The following is a 17,712-nucleotide window of genomic DNA, read 5'->3' on the forward strand; positions in this document are numbered from 1 at the left end:
GTCAGGCGTTCTGCACCTGCCACTTCTGGTTGTCGCCGCCCCAGCAGGCCCAGAGTTGGACCTTCAAGGTGGTGGTGTTCACGTCCAGGCAGAGACCGGACTGCGCGCTGCGGATCGTGCCGTCGCCGCCGATCGTCCACCGTTGGTTGTCGCCGCCGTTGCACGCGTACGTGCCGACGACGGTGCCGTTCACCGTCCCCCGGTTGTACGCGTCGAGGCACCGCTGGCCGGCAAGAGCGGTGAGCTGCCCGCCGGCCGTCACGGTCCACCGCTGGGCGGCGGTGTCGTTGCAGGCGTACACCTGGACCTGGATGTTCGCGGTCGTCGCGCCGGGGATGTCCAGACACTGCCCGGTGCCGACGTTGCGCAACCGGCTCGCCGGGTCCGGTGTGCCGCCGCCGGTCAGGCCCCAGGCGTACCGGAGGCGGTCGAGACCGCTGGCGTTGGGGGTGCTGAGGGTGAGGTTGGTGCCGGTGCCGTGCAACTTCTGCATGGCGTACCAGTCGTCGCCCTGGCCCGCGGTGACCTTGCCGCCCAGGGCCGGCCAGTAGATCGAGCCGATCCGCAGTTCCCGCAGCACCTCGGTGGTGGCGCGGAAGTAGCGTACGAAGTTGTCGGTGCTGGCGGTGTCGTGGTAGTTGAGCCCGGTGTCCATCGGCGCGCCGAACTCGTCCATCACGGTACGGGCGGCGCAGGAGCCGATCGCGTCCCGCAGGAACGTCACCCACTGGTCGTAGGTCTTCGCGCCGCTGAAGAAGGTGTAGTGGTGCAGCGACACGATCGTCCCGTCGAGCCGGCGGTCGGCGCACATCGACTTGATGTCGGTGTTCAGGCCGGCCCCGCTGACGAAGACCCGGTGGCGGGGGATCGACGGGCGGGCGGTGAGCCAGTTGTTCACCACGTTCGCCCAGTCCGCGGCGCTGTGCCCGCCCGGCTCGTTCATCGGCTCGAAGTACACCAGGTCGTTGCTGCCGTACCTGGCGACCACGGTGTTCCACATGGTGTTGAAGGCGGTGGTGTTGACGATCCGACCGCCGCTGGCGGCCACGCCGTCGTCCCAGTAGGAGAGGACGACCTTGAGGCCCTTCGCGGTGGCGGCGTCGATCGCGCCGGTGTACGCATTCCACCAGCTCGTACCGACGGTGTAGGTGTTGATCGGCAGCCGGACCGTGTTGGCGTCCAGGTTGTTCTGGAAGCCGGTGTAGATCGCGTTGGCCTTGGCCACCACCGTCGCATAGCTGTCGGAGCTGCTCAGGCCGTGCAGGACCAGCGGCCCGCCGTGGAAGTTGTCACCCAACCTGGCCCAGTTGACACCACGGAACTGGCTGGTGTCGGCGGCGGCGGGTGCGGCACCGCCGAGCACGGCAGTCGGCACCGCCACGAGAGCGGCCAGGACGCCCGTGAGCATCCGGTGCAGGTAGCGCGGTGAGCGGGATCGGACCATTGGCGTTCCCTTCTGTGCGGTGCCGACTGTCGTGCTCATCAGGTCAGGCCCGGGTCCAGCGCTGGTTGGCACCACCGTGGCAGCCCCACACGATCACGGCGGAGCCGTTGGCGGTGGCGGCGCCGTTGACGTCCAGGCAGAGCCCGGTCTGCGCGTTGCTGATCGTGGCGTTGCTGTTGATCACCCACTGCTGGTTCGCTCCACCGTGGCAGTCGTAGATCTGCACCCGGGTGCCGGCGGCGGCATTGTTCGGTACGTCCAGGCACTTGCCCATCACCTGCAACGCCCGCCCGTTCTGGGTGAACTGCTGGTTGGCATTGTTGTGGCAGTCCCAGATGATCATCTGGGCGCCGTTTGCCGAACTCGCCCCGTTGACGTCCAGGCACCGGCCGGATGCGTCGTTGCGGAACCTGTTGCCGGTCGGGTTCGGGGTGCTGCCGCCGTTGAGGGCGTCGAGGACCGCCGTGTACGCGGGCTTCTTGTTGCCGGCGCAGTCGAAGAGCAGGGCGTTGTCGCCGCCGCGCCAGGAGTCACAGTCCCGTACGCCCCACACGGTGATGCCGGTGCAGCGCGAGATCGCCAGGCAGGCGCGGGTGACGGCGCCGTACATGTTGGCCTGGTTGCCGCCCTGGGTGATGTCCAGTTCGGTGATCTCCACGTCCACGCCCAGGTCGGCGAAGCGCTGGAGGTTGGCCTGGTAGTCACCGGGTAGCGAGGTGCCCAGGTGGGACTGGAAGCCGACGCAGTCGATCGGGACGCCGCGCTGCTTGAAGTCGCGCACCATGTTGTAGATGCCTGTCGACTTCGCGTTGATGCCGTCGGTGTTGTAGTCGTTGTAGCAGAGCTTGGCGCCGGGGTCGGCCGCGCGGGCGGCCCGGAACGCGGCCTCGATCCAGTCGTTGCCGGTGCGTTGCAGGTTCGAGTCCCGCCGCGCGCCGCTGCCACCGTCGGCGAACGCCTCGTTCACCACGTCCCACGAGTAGATCTGCCCCCGGAAGTGGGAGGCCACCTGGGTGACGTGGTTGATGGCGGCGTTGCGCAGGTCGCCGCCGGAGAGGCCCTGCGCCCAACCGGGCTGCTGTGCGTGCCACAGCAGGGTGTGTCCCCGTACCTTCATCCCGCGCGATCGGGCGTGGTTGACGATGCGGTCACCGGCGCTGAAGTTGAACACGCCCCGCTGCGGCTCGGTGGCGTCCCACTTCATCTCGTTCTCGGCGACCAGGCTGTTGAACTCGCGGTTCAGCACCGTCATGTAGGTGTTGTCGTTGAACTTGTACGTGCCGACGGCGGCACCGAAGTAGCGGCCCTTCTCCGCCGCCGAGGTGCCCAACGTGGTCCCTGCCTGGGCGGCACCGCTGGGCCCGACCAGCGCCATGCCGGCCACCAGCAACCCGACCGCCAGCCCGCGCACCGTCGCTCCGGTGCGCCACCGTCGTCGCGGAGAACCGCTCGGATGTACGAGATTCTTCATGTGTCTCAGCACCTTCCAGAGTCGCGTCACTTCGACGGGTTAGCGCTAACATCGCCCGGCGACTCACGTGCTCGTTGGGGCAGACCACAAGAGACGACACAACGCTACGCATCGATGGCAGTGAGATTGCCACAAAGTTACGGGGTGCTCAAGAAGTTCAGCCCAAAGACCGGAAAAAGAGCAGGTAAGACTAGTACGTTGCATCGGCCGGACAGCTCGGCCACGATGCCTGCCGATCGATGGGAGTCACAGCTTGATGATCCGCGGCGGCGAGCCACACCAGTTGCACCACCACCGTCGCGTGCGATGTGCACGTGAACATCAGCGACACCGAGCGGCCGGCGGCCGGGCGTTGATGCGGCGGCGGACCGACCCCGACCTCCTGACCCGCCCCGGGTCAGGAGGGCGCGGTGGTCGTCAGACGGAGCCCGCCGAGCTGACGTCGCGTTCGCTGGCCGGATCGGCGGCCGGCGCCTTCCCAGCCGCGTCGCCCGCCCCGGTCGCCAGGCCCAGGTCGGCGGGATAGCTGTCGAACCGGCGTAGGCCCAGCTTGCGCACCGCAACCGACCACGGCGTCTCGGTGGCGAGCACGGCGAGATGCTCGAAGTTCGCCAGATACGACTCCCCGCGGGCCGCCCGCTCGGCGAGGATGTACGGCTCCAGGACGCTCCACGCCTCCCGGGCGCGGAAGCCACCTGTGCCGATCAACAGCGCCGGGTCGACGACGTTGAAGGCCAGCATCTGGCCCAGGCCGTTGTAGTACAACGCGATCCGGTTCACATGCTTGCGGGCGTCGGACGGAAGATCGCTGACCCGCAGCTCCGGCGAGCACCTGGCCCTCAGCTCGGTGAGCACGAACTGCTGGCTGTCCAGGAAGGCGTCGCTCATCCGGTCGCGGGTGAGCAGCTCGATCGCGACAAGGGTGTGGTTCGCGCTCTGCGACAGCCGCAGTTGCCGGAGCGCGAAGAACACCGAGACCCCGACGGTGATCACCGAGACCGCGGCCACGACCGCGTTCGTCACGATCGCAACATCCATGCCGGTCATCGTACGAAGACCACTCCACCGGGCCGCCGATTCCGCGCTTCCGGTTAATGCATTGATACAAGTTGATGTAGTGTTGGACCCGCTCCCAGACTGCGTACTCCATTCCACCTGCTCAAGGAGCTGAGAACATGTCGCGACGGCGATGGCGCCCGATCCCCGCGCTGGCCGGGTTGCTCGTTCTGATCCTGTCGGCATCGGTCGCCGGCACCGCCACGGCCGGGCCACCCCGCCCCGACAGGGTGCCCCTCACCGAGCTGACCGTGGTGTCCGAACAGGTGGCCTTCGGACTACAGCGTCCGATCGCACTCACCGGGCTGCCGGACGGAAGGATGCTGATCGCGGAGAAGAGGGGCATCGTCCGCGCCTACCACCCCGACACCGGCCTGGCGGCCGAGCCGGTGCTGGACCTGACCGCCCGGGTCGACACGTCGGGCAACGAGCGCGGCCTGCTCGGCATCACCCCCGCGCCGAACTTCGCGCGGACCGGGATGCTCTACGTAGCCTACACCAGCCTCCCGGACGGCGAACTGACCCTGGCGCGGCTGCCGATCAACGCGCCCGAACGGCTACAGGTGCTGCTCACCCAGGAGCACGCCGAGTACAACAACCACAACGGCGGGCAGGTGGCGTTCGACCGCGACGGCTACCTCTACTGGTCTCTCGGCGACGGCGGCCACGCCAACGACCCGTACAAGGCCGGCCAGGACCTCGGCACCCTGCTCGGCAAGATCGTACGGATCGACGTCAACCGCAGCTGCGGCGCGAAGCCCTACTGCGTACCCCGCGACAACCCGTTCGTCCGCACCCCCGGCGCGCGGCCGGAGATCTGGCTCTACGGGCTGCGCAACCCGTGGCGGTTCTCGGTCGACAAGGTCGACAACTCACTCTGGATCGGTGACGTCGGCCAGGGCCTGGTCGAGGAGATCAACCACATCCGCCCTTGGCAGCGTGGCGCGAACCTCGGCTGGTCCTGCCGCGAGGGCACCCCGGTGTTCGACCCGGAGCAGTGCCGGCCGGGCGTGAAATACACCGACCCGGTCTTCGAGTACGAGCACTACATGACGGAGAGCTGCTCGGTGACCGGCGGTGTGGTGTACCGAGGATCCGCCACCCCGGAAGCCTGGGGCACCTACGTCGCCAGCGACTACTGCTCGACGCTCGCATTCGCCGTACGCCCCAAGCCCTGGGGTGGCTACGAGAGCGCCATCATCGGCAACTTCCCAATCCAGCCGACCGCCATCGACGCCGACGTGCACGGCGAGCTGTACGCACTCAGTGACCTGCCGGGCTGGCTGAGCCGGGTACGGTTCGAGCGCGTCCAGCCGACTCCGACCAGCGAGCCGGCGAACCGCTGAACCCCGGCGCGAGGGGCCGGCGGCGCAGATCGTCGTTCTGTGCCGCCGGCCCCGCCGCCGAGCTGACCCCTGGTGCGGAAGCTACTCGCCGTGGGTGAGTCGGGCGACCGGCCCCGCCTGCTGGTCGCCGTCGCGGCGGCGGCGGCGGCCGAACGCGTCGGCGCGCCCCCACCGCCCCGGTATGTCGAGCAGTTCGATCCGGCCCACCGACGGCGGCAGGTACGGATCGACGGCCAGATGGTCCGGGTACGGGCTGAGCCCCAGCATCGTGCGAAGTAGGAGCAGCGGCGCCCCCGCTGACCAGCCCTGAGGGCTGCACGCCGCCGGGTACTCGACCGGGTAGCTGGTCAGGCTCCGCTCGTAGCCGGCGAACGCCTCGGGCAACCGACCGTCGAAGTAACCCGACGCAGTGATCATGCCATCGGCGATCCGGGCGGCCTCCTCCCGGAAACCGTAGCGCCACAACCCCCAGGCGATGATCGAGTTGTCGAACGGCCAGACCGCACCGACGTGGTAGCCGACGGGGTTGTATCGGAGGTTGGTGGTGGACAGGGTACGCACGCCCCAACCGGAGAACAGGCTCGGCCCGAGGAGGTGGTCCGCCACACGGCGTGCCCGCTCCGGCTCGACAATGCCGCTCCAGAGCAGGTGCCCCATGTTGGAGGCGAGGGCGTCAACGCGCTTGCCCTCCGGGTCGAGCGCAAGCGCGTAGTACCCTTCCTCCTCGATCCAGAAATCCCGGTTGAACTGTTCCCGCAGTTGCGCCGCCTCGCTCTCCAAGCGGTCGGCGTACTCGGGGTCGTTCCAGAAGTCGCGGGCCATCCGCGCCCCGCGTATCTTGGCGTCGTAGGCGTACCCCTGTAGCTCGCAGGTTGCCCTGGGCAGGGCGGGCAGCCGACCGTCCCGGTAGGAGATCGAGTCCCAGGAGTCCTTCCAGCACTGGTTTTCCAGGCCCGTACGGGTGTTGCGCCGCCGGTAGTAGATGTAGCCGGTGCCAAGCAGGTCGCCGTACTCGTCGATCCAGTTGAGCGCGGCACGGGCTTGCGGTTCGAAACGACGCACGGCCTCCACGTCGCCGCTCCACCGCTCGTACTCGTCGAGCAGGATGACGAACAGCGGGCTGGCGTCGGCAGATCCGTAGTAGGGGGTGTGCGGCTGTTCCTCGAACGCCGCCGACTCGCCGTACCGGAACTCGTGCAGGATCTTGCCCGGCTCCTCCTCGCGGAAGTCGTCGAAGGTGCTGCCTTGCAGCGTCCCCAACAGGCCCAGCACGGGCGGGGTCAGCGCAGGCACAAACGGCAGCGTCTGCAGGCTGATGAAGATGCTGTCCCGGCCGAAGAGGGTCATGAACCACGGCAGTCCGGCGGTCGGGATCGGGCTGGTCGCGGTCAGCGACGAGTAACGCATAGCGGCCAGGTCGTACAAACTGCGCTTGTATGCCGCCGTGAGCGGCTCGTAGTCGCTGGCGAGCCGTGGCGCGCGGTCGATCCAGCGCTCCAACTCCTCGCGCACCTGTGGCCTGCTCCGCCTGCGGTACGCCTCCCAGACGGTAACGGAACCGCCGACCCCCCGGTTGATGATCGGTTCCACCTGGAGCTCGACGTCCCAGCGGCCCTGCGGTTCGAGACGGATGTCGAAGGTCATGCCGCCGTCGTCCACCTTGGCCGGTCTGTCACTGGAGATGATGGTGTCCCGGTAGAACGTTGCCCGCTCGTAGTGCAGACAGAGGCGCCCATCCTCCTGACACACCGATCGCTTACCGCGCTTTGGCTGATTCTCCTTGACCTCGAAGATGTCGGCGAAGTCGGCGTCCGCGTCTATCCGGATGGAGACGTCCGCCGGTTCGATGTCGTGGTTGAGGACCACGAGTCGTTCGACGAGACAAATGCCGATCGTCTGCTTACGGATGACCGAGAGCTTGGCGTTGACGTAGTGCGTGGGCTTCCCGGGGACGAGGAAGAACCGGGTCTCGAAGAAGTGCAGATCGCTGCGGGACATCGGGCTGAGTCGCTCCCCGTTGACGCGCAGCACCCAGGTCGACAGGAAGCGGGTGTCGAACGAGAAGAGCCCAGCCGGTGAATTCGGGGACGGGGTGACATCGCCACGTACATCCGTGACGAGGAACGTGTTTCCGTCAAGGATGCTGAGCGTCTTCTCGACCATCAGGAGCCGGCTTCCTCATGGACGAAATCCCGTGGGTGGTGGCCGGTGGGCGGTCCGGCGAACAGCACCATGGCGAGCATGTGCACCAGTCCCAGGTGCCCCTCAATCACAAGCGCGTTGCGGAAGAACAGCGGCACGAACCGTTCCTCGCCCCTGACCAGCCGGTCGAACGTCTCGTTGTCGGTGCGCAGAACGGCGTCCGGCTCCGGCCGGGGCGTTTCCGAATCTGGCCTGCGGACCTGGGCAGTCCCGCTCTCCAGGGTGACGAACCACTGTTTCACGACGGTGCCGGCCGACTCTGTCACGTCAAGGCGGACGGTGCCCGTGGGCTCCGGCGGAATACTCTTGAAGGTACGGCTCTCCCCACGCTCCAGCATCTGGAGTGCGTCAGCCAGCTGGTCGCCCACTTGGCGTCATCATCCTTTCCTCGCGTGCCACCTCGGCGTGACCGTGCCAGCCCTCCGTCGGGCCTGCATCACCCGCTGCGCATGCCGCCGCTCAGATTCCGGACAGGGACGGGACGTGCGGCCCGAACGGGTACTGCCGGTCCAACGGCGAGATGGTGATCCACCGCAGGTCGGTGAATTCGGCGAGTGCCGCCCGGGAACCGAACCGACCCCAGCCGCTGGCCTTGACGCCGCCGAATGGCATCTGCGGCTCGTCGTGGACGGAGGTTCCGTTGATGTGGCAGATCCCGGCTTCGATCCGGCGGGCCACCTGTAGTGCGTTGGCGACGTCGCGGCTGAACACCGCGCTGGCCAGACCGAGCTCGGTGTCGTTGGCGACGTCGACGGCCTCGTCGACGCCTTCCACCTCGATCACCGCAGCGACCGGGCCGAACGACTCTTCACTGTAGATCCGCATCTTCGGGGTCACGCCGCGCAGTACGGTCGGTGGGTAGAACAAGCCGTCGGCTCGGCCCCCGATGAGCACCTCGGCGCCGTTGTTCTGGGCGTCGGCGACGAGCGACGCGACATGGTCGACGGCCCGCTGGTTCACCAGTGGGCCGAGCTCGGTCGACGGTTCATGCGGATCGCCCATGGCCAGCCTGCCGGCGTGGGTCACCAACTGGTCGAGAAACTCGTCGGCGACCTGGCGCTCCACCACAATCCGCTCGGTCGACATGCAGATCTGACCCTGGTTCATGAAGGAGCCGGCGACGGCGGCGCGTACCGCCGCCGGGATGTCCGCGTCCGCCAGCACCAGCATCGGCGCCTTGCCGCCGAGTTCGAGGACGGTGCGCTTCAGATGCCGGCCGGCCTTCTCGCCGATCACGCGCCCGACCGAGGTCGAGCCGGTGAAGTTGATGCAGCGGGTCTGCGGATGGCAGATCAACTCGTCGACAACGTCCGCCGCGTCGGCCGGTGCGTTCGTGATCACGTTGATCGCGCCGGGTGGCATGCCGGCGTCATGCAGGGCTGCGGCGATGGCCACATGGGTTGCCGGGGCCTCCTCGCTCGCCTTGAGCACCACCGTGTTGCCGTATGCCAGCGGAAGTGCGACGGCTCGCATGCCGAGGATCAGCGGCGCGTTCCACGGGGCAAGGCCGACGACCACTCCTACCGGTTGGCGGATGCCGAGCGCGGTCATGCCGGGCACGTCGGACGGGACGACTTCGCCGACGATGCCGTACGTCTGCGCGGCCGCCTCGATGAGCATGTCGGTGGCGAGCTTCAGGTTGAACTGGCCCCAGCTGAGCACCGCGCCGGTCTCCTGGCACATCGTCCCGACGATGTCGTCGCCGCGTTCGGTCAGCAGACCTGCGGCACGCTGCAACACCTCGCGCCGTTGCCCCGGCGACCAGGTTCCCCAGGTAGCCCTCGCGGATGCCGCCGCATCAACGGCAGCCACCGCGTCGGTACGGCCGGCGGCGGCAACCTCCGACAGCGGCTCATTATCGATAGGGCGTACTTTTGTGGTCCTTCGCCCTGATTGGGCGGGCGTCCACCTACCGCCGATCAATAGATCGACAGTAGGGATGGCGTCCGGCATGGCGTCTCCCTCCAGTCGCGCGACACGACCTGTCACTGCCGGACACGGCTCGACCCGCCAGCGCGACCATGGCGTCGAAGTCGAACTACCGACCGGAATAACCGAGTTGCACCACTTCCAGGAGAATACTTCCCGAGGCGACAGCGGGCGTGGTTTCGAACGGAACCCAACCATCAGCCATGACCAACGCGCGTGCCGCAGTTCGTGGGCGGACGACATGCGTGATCATGCCTGCGGCGTTGATCAATGCCTACCCGGGCCAGTCGGCCAGGTAGTCGTCGAACGGAACATCGTCAGGCCGCCGGCCACCGTTCTCGACGTACCCGTCGATGTCCCGTTCGTACGCTGGGTCGGGCGATCACACCGGACACGGTGCTGGTTCGGCCGGCAGAAGGTCGATGGGTTGGCCATGGGCCCAGATGTGGTCGAACTCCCGCAGGTAGTGCCGATACCACTGGGGGCTACCCGCCTGAGTCAGAGCCAGGACCGGCTCGGCACCGGCCGGCCGGTGCGAATAGACGTCAACGTACAACCGTCCCGCTTCCCCCTCCGCGTCGACCATGATCAGGCCGAAGGAAGGCACGAACGGCAACAACCGGACCTCTATCCGCCCCGTCCCGCGAGCCGATTCGGCGACCTCACGCACCAGATCCAGGGTTGGCCGGAGGCGGTTGGTGAAGATGCCCCGGTCGTCCGGGAGGGTGGCACGTCGCGCCGCCTCGGCCGGCGCGGATGTCGCGGGGTCGATGACGGCGATCCGCACGAGCGCTCCCTCCGCCAATCGTCGGGCGAGTGGTTCGGCGATGTTGCGCAGAGTCCGGCCCAGCGTGACCCCAACCAGCCGGACATCGGCTGCGCCGGCCAGGTCGATGTTGAGACCGGATGTTGACGCGGCCAGTCGCGGTTCGCCCGGCAGCTCGCCGGGCAGGCGGTGCAGCGCCCGAACCACCCGCGTCAGGAGCGGAACCACGTGGGCCAGATCCCGCCGTTCCTCGGCCAGGTCGAAGGCCAACAGCGCGAGCGTGGCCAGGGTGGCGGCCGCCACGGTCGACGGGTCCACGACATCGAATACGCCGAGCACCCCGACGACCATTGCGATGCTGACCGTCAGACCCGTCTGCAGGTGACGGCGGGTCAGCACGGTGGCCGTACGCGGCTTGGGTGGTTGGGACGGCATGACGACTTCACCCTTCTCACTTGTCGGAGCGGCACCAGGGCGGCGGACGGACCTGACTGCCCGCCGCCCTGGCCGCTTGTCGCCTTCTTGGCCGCTTGTCACCCGTGGACGGAGCAACCAATGATCACGTAGGTGAATGTCCCAGGAACGGCAGCAGGCTCTCGAAGGCCACACCCGCGTGCCTGGCCGCCAGGTCATGATCGCGATGGCCCTTGGCCGCGTCCGCGTGGTCGGAAACGCCACGGACCACCACCCAGCTCACGGCGTCCGCGCTGGTGTCGAGGTCCTCCCGGAACGCTTGGACCAGGCCGCCCGCCTCGGTCTCGACGGCAAGACACTTCTCATGAAACGACTGCAGGTACGCGCGGATGTCGGAAGCCTCGTCCGTGATCACCGCGCCGCCCGATCCGATCGGTCCACGGACAACTTTGAAGAAGGTCCTCGTCTCCACTGACGGGAGCACGAACGGCTCTCCCCGGGTGCTGAACAAGTCACTAAGGCTCAGGCTCATCCGTGCCGGCACCGCCGTGGCCTCCCCCCGCCGGTAGGTGATGTTCGCCGCCTCCCGCCGCTCGTCGTAGTAGATGACCTGATCCGCGATAACCACGTCGCCGACGTCAACGCGCTCGCTGATCCCACCGGCGATGCCGACGAGCGCCACCAGTCTGGGCCGGTGAACTTGCCGCAGGAAGGCGTAGGCGGTGGCCGCGGACCGTTGGTTGCGGTCCATGGTCTGCATCAGCACCGCGTTCAGCCGGCCGTACGGCGTGGTGAACGTCGCTTGATGCACCCGCCGCTGGTCACTCGGAGCAGGGCGGCGGTAGTCGGTGGCCCGCTGGAACACCTCGGTCATCGCCTGCATCTCCGGTGACAGCACCGTGAGCACCGCGATGTCGACCGGCGGCGTCTGCTCACCCGACCTGCCGGACGCGGCACCGCTGTCCCCGCCGGTACGGGCGTTGGGGTGCGGCGCAGCCGGCCCGCTCGACTTGAAGGAATCCTTGATGTTACTGATGTTTCCGATATTGCCGCCAGCACGGATACCGAAATTCGCACCAGTGTTATCGCTGCCCATAGCCTATCCTTTACCCGCAGTTGGACCACTCGACGTGGCAGGGACGAAGGAATTGCTGATGCCAGAGATGTCACCGATATTGCCCCCGGCATAGATTCCACTGTTGATCAGCACCCGGCTGCTCTGGCGAAATTCCGTCACGTCGACTCCGCGAGTAACGAGAAAGTCGAGAGTGGCCGCGACGATGCGACGCGTGATGATCTTTTTGTGCTTCGCGACGTCCTGCATCTGGAAGTCGTTGCGGACAATGTCGAGGGTGGCCATCTCCCGGACGCTGATCCGCGCTCCCCGGTCGAAGCCCCGGCGAGGATCAGCAGGACCCGACAACCGTCGAGTCAGCGCCCGCCAGCCCGCACGGAAAAGGCTTCGTGGTGCCGCCGCGACGGTGGCGGGTGCGTCCATCAGCGCCCGCCAGCCCACCTTGAGATATGGCACAGCACCGATACTCGACACGTCGTCCACGACACGGAATTCGTCGCGGCAGGGCGCCAGCGCGAAGGTGTCCACTTCGAAAATACAGGGCGCGCCCCTGGAGGGCGTAGTGCACGTAGACGGTGGTGACCAATTCGCCGTCCCACGAGTTGACCTGGCAGGCCAGGTAGTGACGGTTGGCGTCCGCCGGTTCGCGAATGAAGCGCTCGACATCCGATGCGCTGGTGCGCGATTTCAACTGGGTGGTTTCGCTGCCAGCCGTGAAGATCCGGCGGGTGACGGTGAGGCCGGCCAACCGGTGCTCCGGATCGGCGGCGAAGGCCAACTCCCCCACGCTGCGCTCGACGTGGGCGATCAGATCAACAGCGGCAAACGGGACTTCCTGATACTCCCGCTCCCCTTCCGGTCGTGGTTCCTCGAAATCCTCCGCACCACCGACCATCCGCAGCGCGAACCCCTCAGTGGACAGCCGCACACCGGAGCCGATGAATGGCGAGTACCCAGAGAATATCGTCGTGTTGCCCTCCTGCTGGTTGCGAAGTTCGTTCATTCGCACCGTCTGGTGGACCAGGGTCGGCTGCCCGCCGGGCCCGTTCTCCGTGGCGTACCGCCACTTCACGAGTTCCGCCACCACGGGCGGACCGAAGACCGCCGCGAAAGTCAAGGTGACACCGACGCCAAACAACGCCAGCACGGCGGAGGCGTCCCCGGGCTCAACACCGGCGCTGACCGCCAGGAGACCCGCTATCGGCAAGGCCGTGAGAAATGCCAGCGCCGACACCAGCGAGCCCAGCACAGCGGCCAGCCCATTACCGATCAGCCTTTTTGGTGACACCTCGTCCGTCAGCTGCCAGCGCGCCACCTCGACCAAGATCCGCCATACGGCAACCAGGGAGTAGCCGCCGGCGGCGACACCAAGACCAAACAACAGGCCGGGAGCACCCAGACAGGCGGCCATCACCAGCAGAACGATGCTGGCGACGTCCCTGATGAGGTTGATCCGATCGGCTCGCAGGCAGTGGCCGAGCACAACGGAGAGGTCAAACCCGAAGGACGGGGCGACCGCTCGCCCGGGCTGGTGGTAGACCTCGTCGAGACTGCGCCGGCAGAAGCGCTCGTCGAGGTAGGCCCCGGCGTTCAGATGCCGAGTCGCGCTGCTGCTGGCGACTGGACTGAGATTTCCGGCGATCGCAATGGGAGCGGTCGGTCCGGGCTGCTGCCCGGGCCCTCGCGCCGGAAGTTCTGAAGGAGCGGTGGTCATCTGGATCTCCTTGGTCGAGAGCGGAACTAATGAGCCGGACGAGGCGACGACCGCGGCGCGGGAACAGGCTCACCAGCGCGATATTTCGTCAAACAGACGAGAAACGGACTGCCACCACGGTATAGCGGAACGTGAGTTCTCGTCAACCTGACGATTGGATACGATCCCTCGATGAACGGTGTGGGGCACGGGCAACATGCGCTACTAACGGTCGACCTTGTGGTACTGACCGTGCGCGACGATCAGTTGCAGGTCGTGCTGATCGAGCGCGGAAAAGATCCGTTCAGGGGACGTCTCGCACTGCCGGGCGGGTTCGTACGGTCGAACGAAGACATCGACGAAGCGGCCGTCCGGGAACTGGCCGAGGAGGCCGGCCTGGACGGCCGCCAGCTACATCTGGAGCAGTTGCGTACGTACGCCACACCGGGGCGCGACCCACGCGGCCGGGTAGCCAGCGTCGCCTATCTCGCGCTCGCGCCCGACCTGCCCATACCCGTCGCCGGCACCGATGCCCGCAACGCCAGGTGGGCCCCCATCGACTCGGTCATTGATCGGCCGAACGCCTTGGCATTCGATCACGACCGCATCCTCGCCGACGGCGTCGAACGGGCACGGGCAAAACTGGAGTACACCACCCTGGCGACAGCCTTCTGCCTCCCAACCTTCACCATCAGCGACCTACGCCGCGTCTACGAGGTCGTCTGGTCCACAACCATCGACGCCCGCAACTTCCACCGGAAGGTCGTGAACGCGGAGAACTTCCTCGCCCCTACCGGGGGCAAACGGGCTTCCGAGGTCGGCCGGCCAGCGGCTCTGTACCGAGCCGGAGGGGCCACCGTCCTCTACCCTCCGATGCTCCGCTCGTCCGCCGCGCATGCCGACGACGTCGCAGGCTGATCCGTCAACAGGCCCCAGGCAGAACCGTCACCTGGCTTTGCCCGTTGAGCCAAACCGATGCATCCCCAGTCCACTCTGAGTGAGCCGGTCCATGGCAACCGAGCACCCAGGGAGCACCACCGTGACGCGCCTCGGGTGGGCTGTCGGCGTGGCGTCGTCCGTTGATGCGGAGCGACGTGCCGGGTGAATGCGCCCGGCCTACCCGGGCCAGTTGGCCAGGTAGTCGTCAAACGGAACATCGTCAGGCCGCTGGCCACCGATCTCGACGTAACCGTCGATGTCCCGGTCGTACGGTGGGCCTACCAGGATCGGCAACTCATGGGTGGGAGTGCCGGGCCAGGAACCGCCAGGCCGCCCGGTTGAGCACTGGCTGCCGGGAGTTGGCCGGAGCCTCCGGACCCCCACGGTGGAAGAACAACACCCGACTGTCGGCATCGCGCACCGCCTGCCCCAGGCAGAGCCGTTCCCGACAACGGAAACAGGACAGGTAGCCGACCTTCGACACATCCCACCCGTTACTGGGGTAGTCGGCGAAACTGTCCTCGGGCCAGTCGGCAAGGTAGTCATTGAACTCGATGTCGCCAGGCTCGTCACCGCCGATCATGGCCGGCGGCCCAGGCTGCTCCCACATCTCGTCGTACTCCAACTGAGAGTCGTAGATCACCTGCAACTGGTGGCCGACATGCTCAGCGAAGATCTTCCACAACGCCCCCGACATCCGCCGCGACTGACTGTGCTTCGGCGTACTCGGGTGCGCGTAGGCGAAGTAGATGATGTCGTCCCACGAGTTACGCACCGGCTTGCCGAGGACAAGCTGGACCCGTCGGCACAGGCAGAACAAGGTGGCGTCAATCCCCACAGGTCGTCCCCCGTTCAGCCCGGCACGCCCATGCCACGCGCGCCTGGCATCCACAAGCCCAGCGGCCTGCCGTCCGGAGACCGGAACGCCACCCACATGTTCTGGTAGGCGGCTAGCCGTGCATCGGAGCGGTTGCCCCAGAAGCTTTTCATCATGCCCTCCACCGCCGACGAATCGACACCGGCCGTCGTCGTCTCGGCTTCGGTCAGACCTCAGCTTGGACGACGATGCGCAGGGTCTCGACGGCCAAACGAGTCAGGTCAGAGAGCTGATCCTCACCGAGAACAACGCCGTGAAGGTTGTCCAACGGCGTCCTCAAGTGGTGCAACCGGCTGCCCCGCAGATCCGCGCCGTCGAGGCGGCAGGATTCCAGCTCCAGGTCGCTCAGATCGCAGGAGCGCAGGGCAACGCCGGACAGGCGGCAGGACGACCAACTGCCGTGGCCAAGGGTGCAGTTGGTGAAGGCCACCGAACCCGCGACGCTGACGCGATTCAGCGTGGCGTAGTCGAACCGGCAACTGTCGAACAGGACGTCTTTGAGGCGGACGTCGATGAACCGGGTGCCCGTGAACCGGGTTCCGGTGACCGAGCATCGCTCGATGCTGATGCCGGTGAGGGTCGCGCCGGACAAGTCCGTCCCAGCGATCTCGCACCCGTAGAGAGCCCCCGCTTCCCAGCTGACCTCACCGAGGTCAGCGCCGGTGATCCGGCAACCTCGGATGCTCTGCTCCGCAAGCTGCTCACCACGCCAGGAGACCCCATCGACGAGGCCGTCGCGGACGTCATCGTCGGACAGATCGCTGACCTGGTCGAGGTCCTCCGGATCGAGGTCGGGCAGGAGAAGGGTCACGTCGCCCACGGTGGTCGTCCGCATGTCTCCTCAACCTGTTCGGGCGCGGGGTGGGCACGCCACCCCACGTCGAATCGCACCGCCGGTCGGCGGGCTACGACTTCTTCTTGTTCCAGTTGTCCCAGGCGGGGCGGCTGTCGAACTTCCCCTTGTTGTCCCAGGTGGGCCGGTTGTCGAACTTCGCCGCGTCGATCGACGCTACCGCGCGGGTCGGGTCGACGCCGAGCAGGGCGAGACGGTCCAGCGGGGCGTCGAGAAGCGCGGCGAGGGCGTGGGTCATGACGGTCCTCCTTGAAGGGTGAGGTGATCCGCAGCAGCGCGGATCAGGGCTTGCCGGGTCGTGCGGCAGTAGGCGGTCTCCCGCGTGGTGAAGGTGCCGTGTTCGAAGTAGCGATTGCCTGCCTGCGCACCCCGGCAGAAGTCGTAGAAGCCGCAGCGGTCGGCGCAGTCGTTGAGCGCGGTCACGAACTCGGTGACGTATCGCAGCTCGCTGGCATGGGCGAGCATGTCGCCGATTGGCTCGTGGAGCACGTTGCCGGCGATGAAGTCCGCGTAGCGCGGGTCTTTGATGCCGAGCAGTTCCGGTGACAGCAGCACCACCTGGCCGTCGTGGGAGACGGTGGGGATCGGCTCGTACGGGACGTGGTCGACAAGCCCGGCGCGGGTGGCGGCGAGGTAGTCGGCCAGGCGGTCCACGTCGCGGATTCGGAGCGGACTGCCGGCAAGCCGGTACCGCACGATCTGGTGCCAGAACCGGTACGCGGCTTCCTCGGAGACCGGCAGGCGGTCGGCACCTTCCTGCTCCTCGATGTTGAAGCCCACCGACTCACAGCCCGGCAGACCGGCGAAGAACTCAACGAGGTCGTCGGCATGGTCGATGGTCTCGGGAGTAACGACGCAGATCACTGAGTACGCCAAGCCGTGGTCGACGAGCGTCTGAATGCCACGCATCGTCCGGGCGGTCGTTGCCTTCCCGGCCCGGTCGAGCCGGTTGCCGTTCAGCGTGCCTGGACCGTCGATGCTGATCCCGATCTCGAAGTCGTGGATGGCGAGCAGGTCGCACCACCGCTGGTCGATGAGGGTGCCGTTGGTCTGGATCTCGTGACGCACCCGGCCGTCGCGCCGCAGATCCTCAACGGAGTAAGCAGCCGCTGGAAAGCCTCGGTGGGTGTAGCAGTCGGCTCGCCGCCGTGCCACACGACGCTGACCGGATGACTGCTGTTCTGCTGGGCGATCGATTCGGCGCAGGCTTGCGCGACGGCATCGCTCATCAGGCGGAGGGATCTGCGGTCGGGCAGATAGCAGTAGGTGCAGTCGAGGTTGCAGAAGCTGGTGGGCCGCACGACCAGTGTGTGGAACCTGCTGGCGATCGCCGGCTGACGATTGATGCTGATGAGGCCGATGCCGTTCACGATGTCTCCTCGTTCCCGATCGCCGTGGCGGTGTTCGCTCGGTAGCCGTGGGTGCGGGCGGGCCACCCGAGGAACCGGTCAAACAGTGAGGCGGTACCACCCGCCGCGTTGGGATTGAGCCGGTGCAGGTCATCGATCGCGTCGTGCAGGCAGCTGGCCAGGTAGAGGAACAGGCTCACCGGGCTGTCCCGGTACTCGACCGCGAGGGCGAGCTTCGCCGCGCCGCACGGCCACGGCTGACCGCACCGCCGGCAAAGCCACAATGGCTGCATTGGCA

The 17,712-nt window shown here is 67.1% G+C and carries 16 protein-coding genes and 1 pseudogene; 2 read left to right on the plus strand and 15 right to left on the minus strand.

Features of this window, described 5'->3' with window-relative positions:
* Position 1 precedes the first annotated feature (1 nt).
* The 3 genes from O7624_RS09975 to O7624_RS09985 form a co-directional block, all read right to left on the minus strand.
* The gene (locus tag O7624_RS09975; protein WP_282239784.1) at positions 2–1,444 is read right to left on the minus strand and encodes an RICIN domain-containing protein; all 1,443 of its coding nucleotides are present in this window, start codon (positions 1,442–1,444) and stop codon (positions 2–4) included.
* 43 nt (positions 1,445–1,487) lie between these two features.
* Complete coding sequence (locus tag O7624_RS09980; protein ID WP_232511057.1) at positions 1,488–2,819, minus strand: endo-1,4-beta-xylanase; 1,332 nt, start codon at positions 2,817–2,819, stop codon at positions 1,488–1,490.
* A 513-nt stretch (positions 2,820–3,332) separates the two neighbouring features.
* The gene (locus O7624_RS09985; RefSeq protein WP_282239785.1) at positions 3,333–3,953 is read right to left on the minus strand and encodes a hypothetical protein; all 621 of its coding nucleotides are present in this window, start codon (positions 3,951–3,953) and stop codon (positions 3,333–3,335) included.
* A gap of 137 nt (positions 3,954–4,090) precedes the next feature.
* Here O7624_RS09985 and O7624_RS09990 point away from each other — a divergent pair, with 137 nt between their 5' ends.
* Positions 4,091–5,317, plus strand: a complete 1,227-nt coding sequence (locus tag O7624_RS09990; RefSeq protein WP_282239786.1) for a PQQ-dependent sugar dehydrogenase — start codon at positions 4,091–4,093, stop codon at positions 5,315–5,317.
* An 81-nt stretch (positions 5,318–5,398) separates the two neighbouring features.
* On the opposite strand, the gene O7624_RS09995 is transcribed toward O7624_RS09990, so the two are convergent.
* The 7 genes from O7624_RS09995 to O7624_RS10025 all read right to left on the minus strand — a co-directional run bounded on the left by O7624_RS09995 (position 5,399) and on the right by O7624_RS10025 (position 13,417).
* Positions 5,399–7,480 (minus strand): glycogen debranching N-terminal domain-containing protein, encoded by a 2,082-nt coding sequence (locus tag O7624_RS09995; RefSeq protein ID WP_282239787.1) that lies wholly within the window; start codon positions 7,478–7,480, stop codon positions 5,399–5,401.
* A complete protein-coding gene (locus tag O7624_RS10000) occupies positions 7,480–7,887 on the minus strand; it encodes an SCP2 sterol-binding domain-containing protein (RefSeq protein WP_282239788.1) in 408 nt (135 codons plus the stop codon). The genes O7624_RS09995 and O7624_RS10000 overlap by 1 nt, the downstream gene beginning before the upstream one ends.
* Before the next feature lie 91 nt (positions 7,888–7,978).
* A complete protein-coding gene (locus O7624_RS10005; RefSeq protein ID WP_282239789.1) occupies positions 7,979–9,472 on the minus strand; it encodes an aldehyde dehydrogenase in 1,494 nt (497 codons plus the stop codon).
* Between the two features lie 358 nt (positions 9,473–9,830).
* The gene (locus tag O7624_RS10010) at positions 9,831–10,649 is read right to left on the minus strand and encodes a DUF5919 domain-containing protein (protein WP_093401840.1); all 819 of its coding nucleotides are present in this window, start codon (positions 10,647–10,649) and stop codon (positions 9,831–9,833) included.
* Between the two features lie 124 nt (positions 10,650–10,773).
* Positions 10,774–11,724, minus strand: coding sequence for a hypothetical protein (locus tag O7624_RS10015; protein ID WP_282239790.1), 951 nt, complete (start codon positions 11,722–11,724; stop codon positions 10,774–10,776).
* A 3-nt stretch (positions 11,725–11,727) separates the two neighbouring features.
* Complete coding sequence (locus tag O7624_RS10020; protein WP_282239791.1) at positions 11,728–11,988, minus strand: hypothetical protein; 261 nt, start codon at positions 11,986–11,988, stop codon at positions 11,728–11,730.
* A gap of 46 nt (positions 11,989–12,034) precedes the next feature.
* Entirely contained in the window at positions 12,035–13,417 is a 1,383-nt protein-coding gene (locus O7624_RS10025; protein ID WP_282239792.1) for a DUF2975 domain-containing protein, read from the minus strand.
* A 171-nt stretch (positions 13,418–13,588) separates the two neighbouring features.
* On the opposite strand from O7624_RS10025, the gene O7624_RS10030 reads away from it, so the two are divergent.
* On the plus strand, positions 13,589–14,314 hold the full coding sequence (locus O7624_RS10030; protein ID WP_282239793.1) for an NUDIX domain-containing protein: 726 nt from the start codon (positions 13,589–13,591) through the stop codon (positions 14,312–14,314).
* A 316-nt stretch (positions 14,315–14,630) separates the two neighbouring features.
* On the opposite strand, the gene O7624_RS10035 is transcribed toward O7624_RS10030, so the two are convergent.
* The 5 genes and pseudogenes from O7624_RS10035 to O7624_RS10055 form a co-directional block, all read right to left on the minus strand.
* Complete coding sequence (locus O7624_RS10035) at positions 14,631–15,173, minus strand: hypothetical protein (RefSeq protein ID WP_282239794.1); 543 nt, start codon at positions 15,171–15,173, stop codon at positions 14,631–14,633.
* A 205-nt stretch (positions 15,174–15,378) separates the two neighbouring features.
* Complete coding sequence (locus O7624_RS10040) at positions 15,379–16,047, minus strand: pentapeptide repeat-containing protein (protein ID WP_282239795.1); 669 nt, start codon at positions 16,045–16,047, stop codon at positions 15,379–15,381.
* A 70-nt stretch (positions 16,048–16,117) separates the two neighbouring features.
* The gene (amcA, locus tag O7624_RS10045) at positions 16,118–16,303 is read right to left on the minus strand and encodes a multiple cyclophane-containing RiPP AmcA (RefSeq protein WP_282239796.1); all 186 of its coding nucleotides are present in this window, start codon (positions 16,301–16,303) and stop codon (positions 16,118–16,120) included.
* Positions 16,300–17,435: pseudogene (gene amcB, locus O7624_RS10050) on the minus strand (cyclophane-forming radical SAM peptide maturase AmcB). Before amcB ends, amcA begins: the two are co-directional and overlap by 4 nt.
* The gene (locus O7624_RS10055; RefSeq protein WP_282239798.1) at positions 17,432–17,707 is read right to left on the minus strand and encodes a hypothetical protein; all 276 of its coding nucleotides are present in this window, start codon (positions 17,705–17,707) and stop codon (positions 17,432–17,434) included. The pseudogene amcB and the gene O7624_RS10055 overlap by 4 nt, the downstream one beginning before the upstream one ends.
* Positions 17,708–17,712 lie beyond the last annotated feature (5 nt).

Source organism: Verrucosispora sp. WMMD1129, from assembly GCF_029581255.1.
Taxonomy (GTDB): Bacteria; Actinomycetota; Actinomycetes; order Mycobacteriales; family Micromonosporaceae; genus Micromonospora; species Micromonospora sediminimaris.

Coding starts and splice junctions, on each gene's coding strand:
- O7624_RS09975 (WP_282239784.1), bottom strand. CDS start 1,444: ATGGTCCGATCCCGCTCACCGCGCTACCTGCACCGGATGCTCACGGGC.
- O7624_RS09980 (WP_232511057.1), bottom strand. CDS start 2,819: ATGGCGCTGGTCGGGCCCAGCGGTGCCGCCCAGGCAGGGACCACGTTG.
- O7624_RS09985 (WP_282239785.1), bottom strand. CDS start 3,953: ATGGATGTTGCGATCGTGACGAACGCGGTCGTGGCCGCGGTCTCGGTG.
- O7624_RS09990 (WP_282239786.1), top strand. CDS start 4,091: ATGTCGCGACGGCGATGGCGCCCGATCCCCGCGCTGGCCGGGTTGCTC.
- O7624_RS09995 (WP_282239787.1), bottom strand. CDS start 7,480: ATGGTCGAGAAGACGCTCAGCATCCTTGACGGAAACACGTTCCTCGTC.
- O7624_RS10005 (WP_282239789.1), bottom strand. CDS start 9,472: ATGCCGGACGCCATCCCTACTGTCGATCTATTGATCGGCGGTAGGTGG.
- O7624_RS10010 (WP_093401840.1), bottom strand. CDS start 10,649: ATGCCGTCCCAACCACCCAAGCCGCGTACGGCCACCGTGCTGACCCGC.
- O7624_RS10015 (WP_282239790.1), bottom strand. CDS start 11,724: ATGGGCAGCGATAACACTGGTGCGAATTTCGGTATCCGTGCTGGCGGC.
- O7624_RS10020 (WP_282239791.1), bottom strand. CDS start 11,988: ATGGCCACCCTCGACATTGTCCGCAACGACTTCCAGATGCAGGACGTC.
- O7624_RS10025 (WP_282239792.1), bottom strand. CDS start 13,417: ATGACCACCGCTCCTTCAGAACTTCCGGCGCGAGGGCCCGGGCAGCAG.
- O7624_RS10030 (WP_282239793.1), top strand. CDS start 13,589: ATGAACGGTGTGGGGCACGGGCAACATGCGCTACTAACGGTCGACCTT.
- O7624_RS10040 (WP_282239795.1), bottom strand. CDS start 16,047: ATGCGGACGACCACCGTGGGCGACGTGACCCTTCTCCTGCCCGACCTC.
- amcA (WP_282239796.1), bottom strand. CDS start 16,303: ATGACCCACGCCCTCGCCGCGCTTCTCGACGCCCCGCTGGACCGTCTC.
- O7624_RS10055 (WP_282239798.1), bottom strand. CDS start 17,707: ATGCAGCCATTGTGGCTTTGCCGGCGGTGCGGTCAGCCGTGGCCGTGC.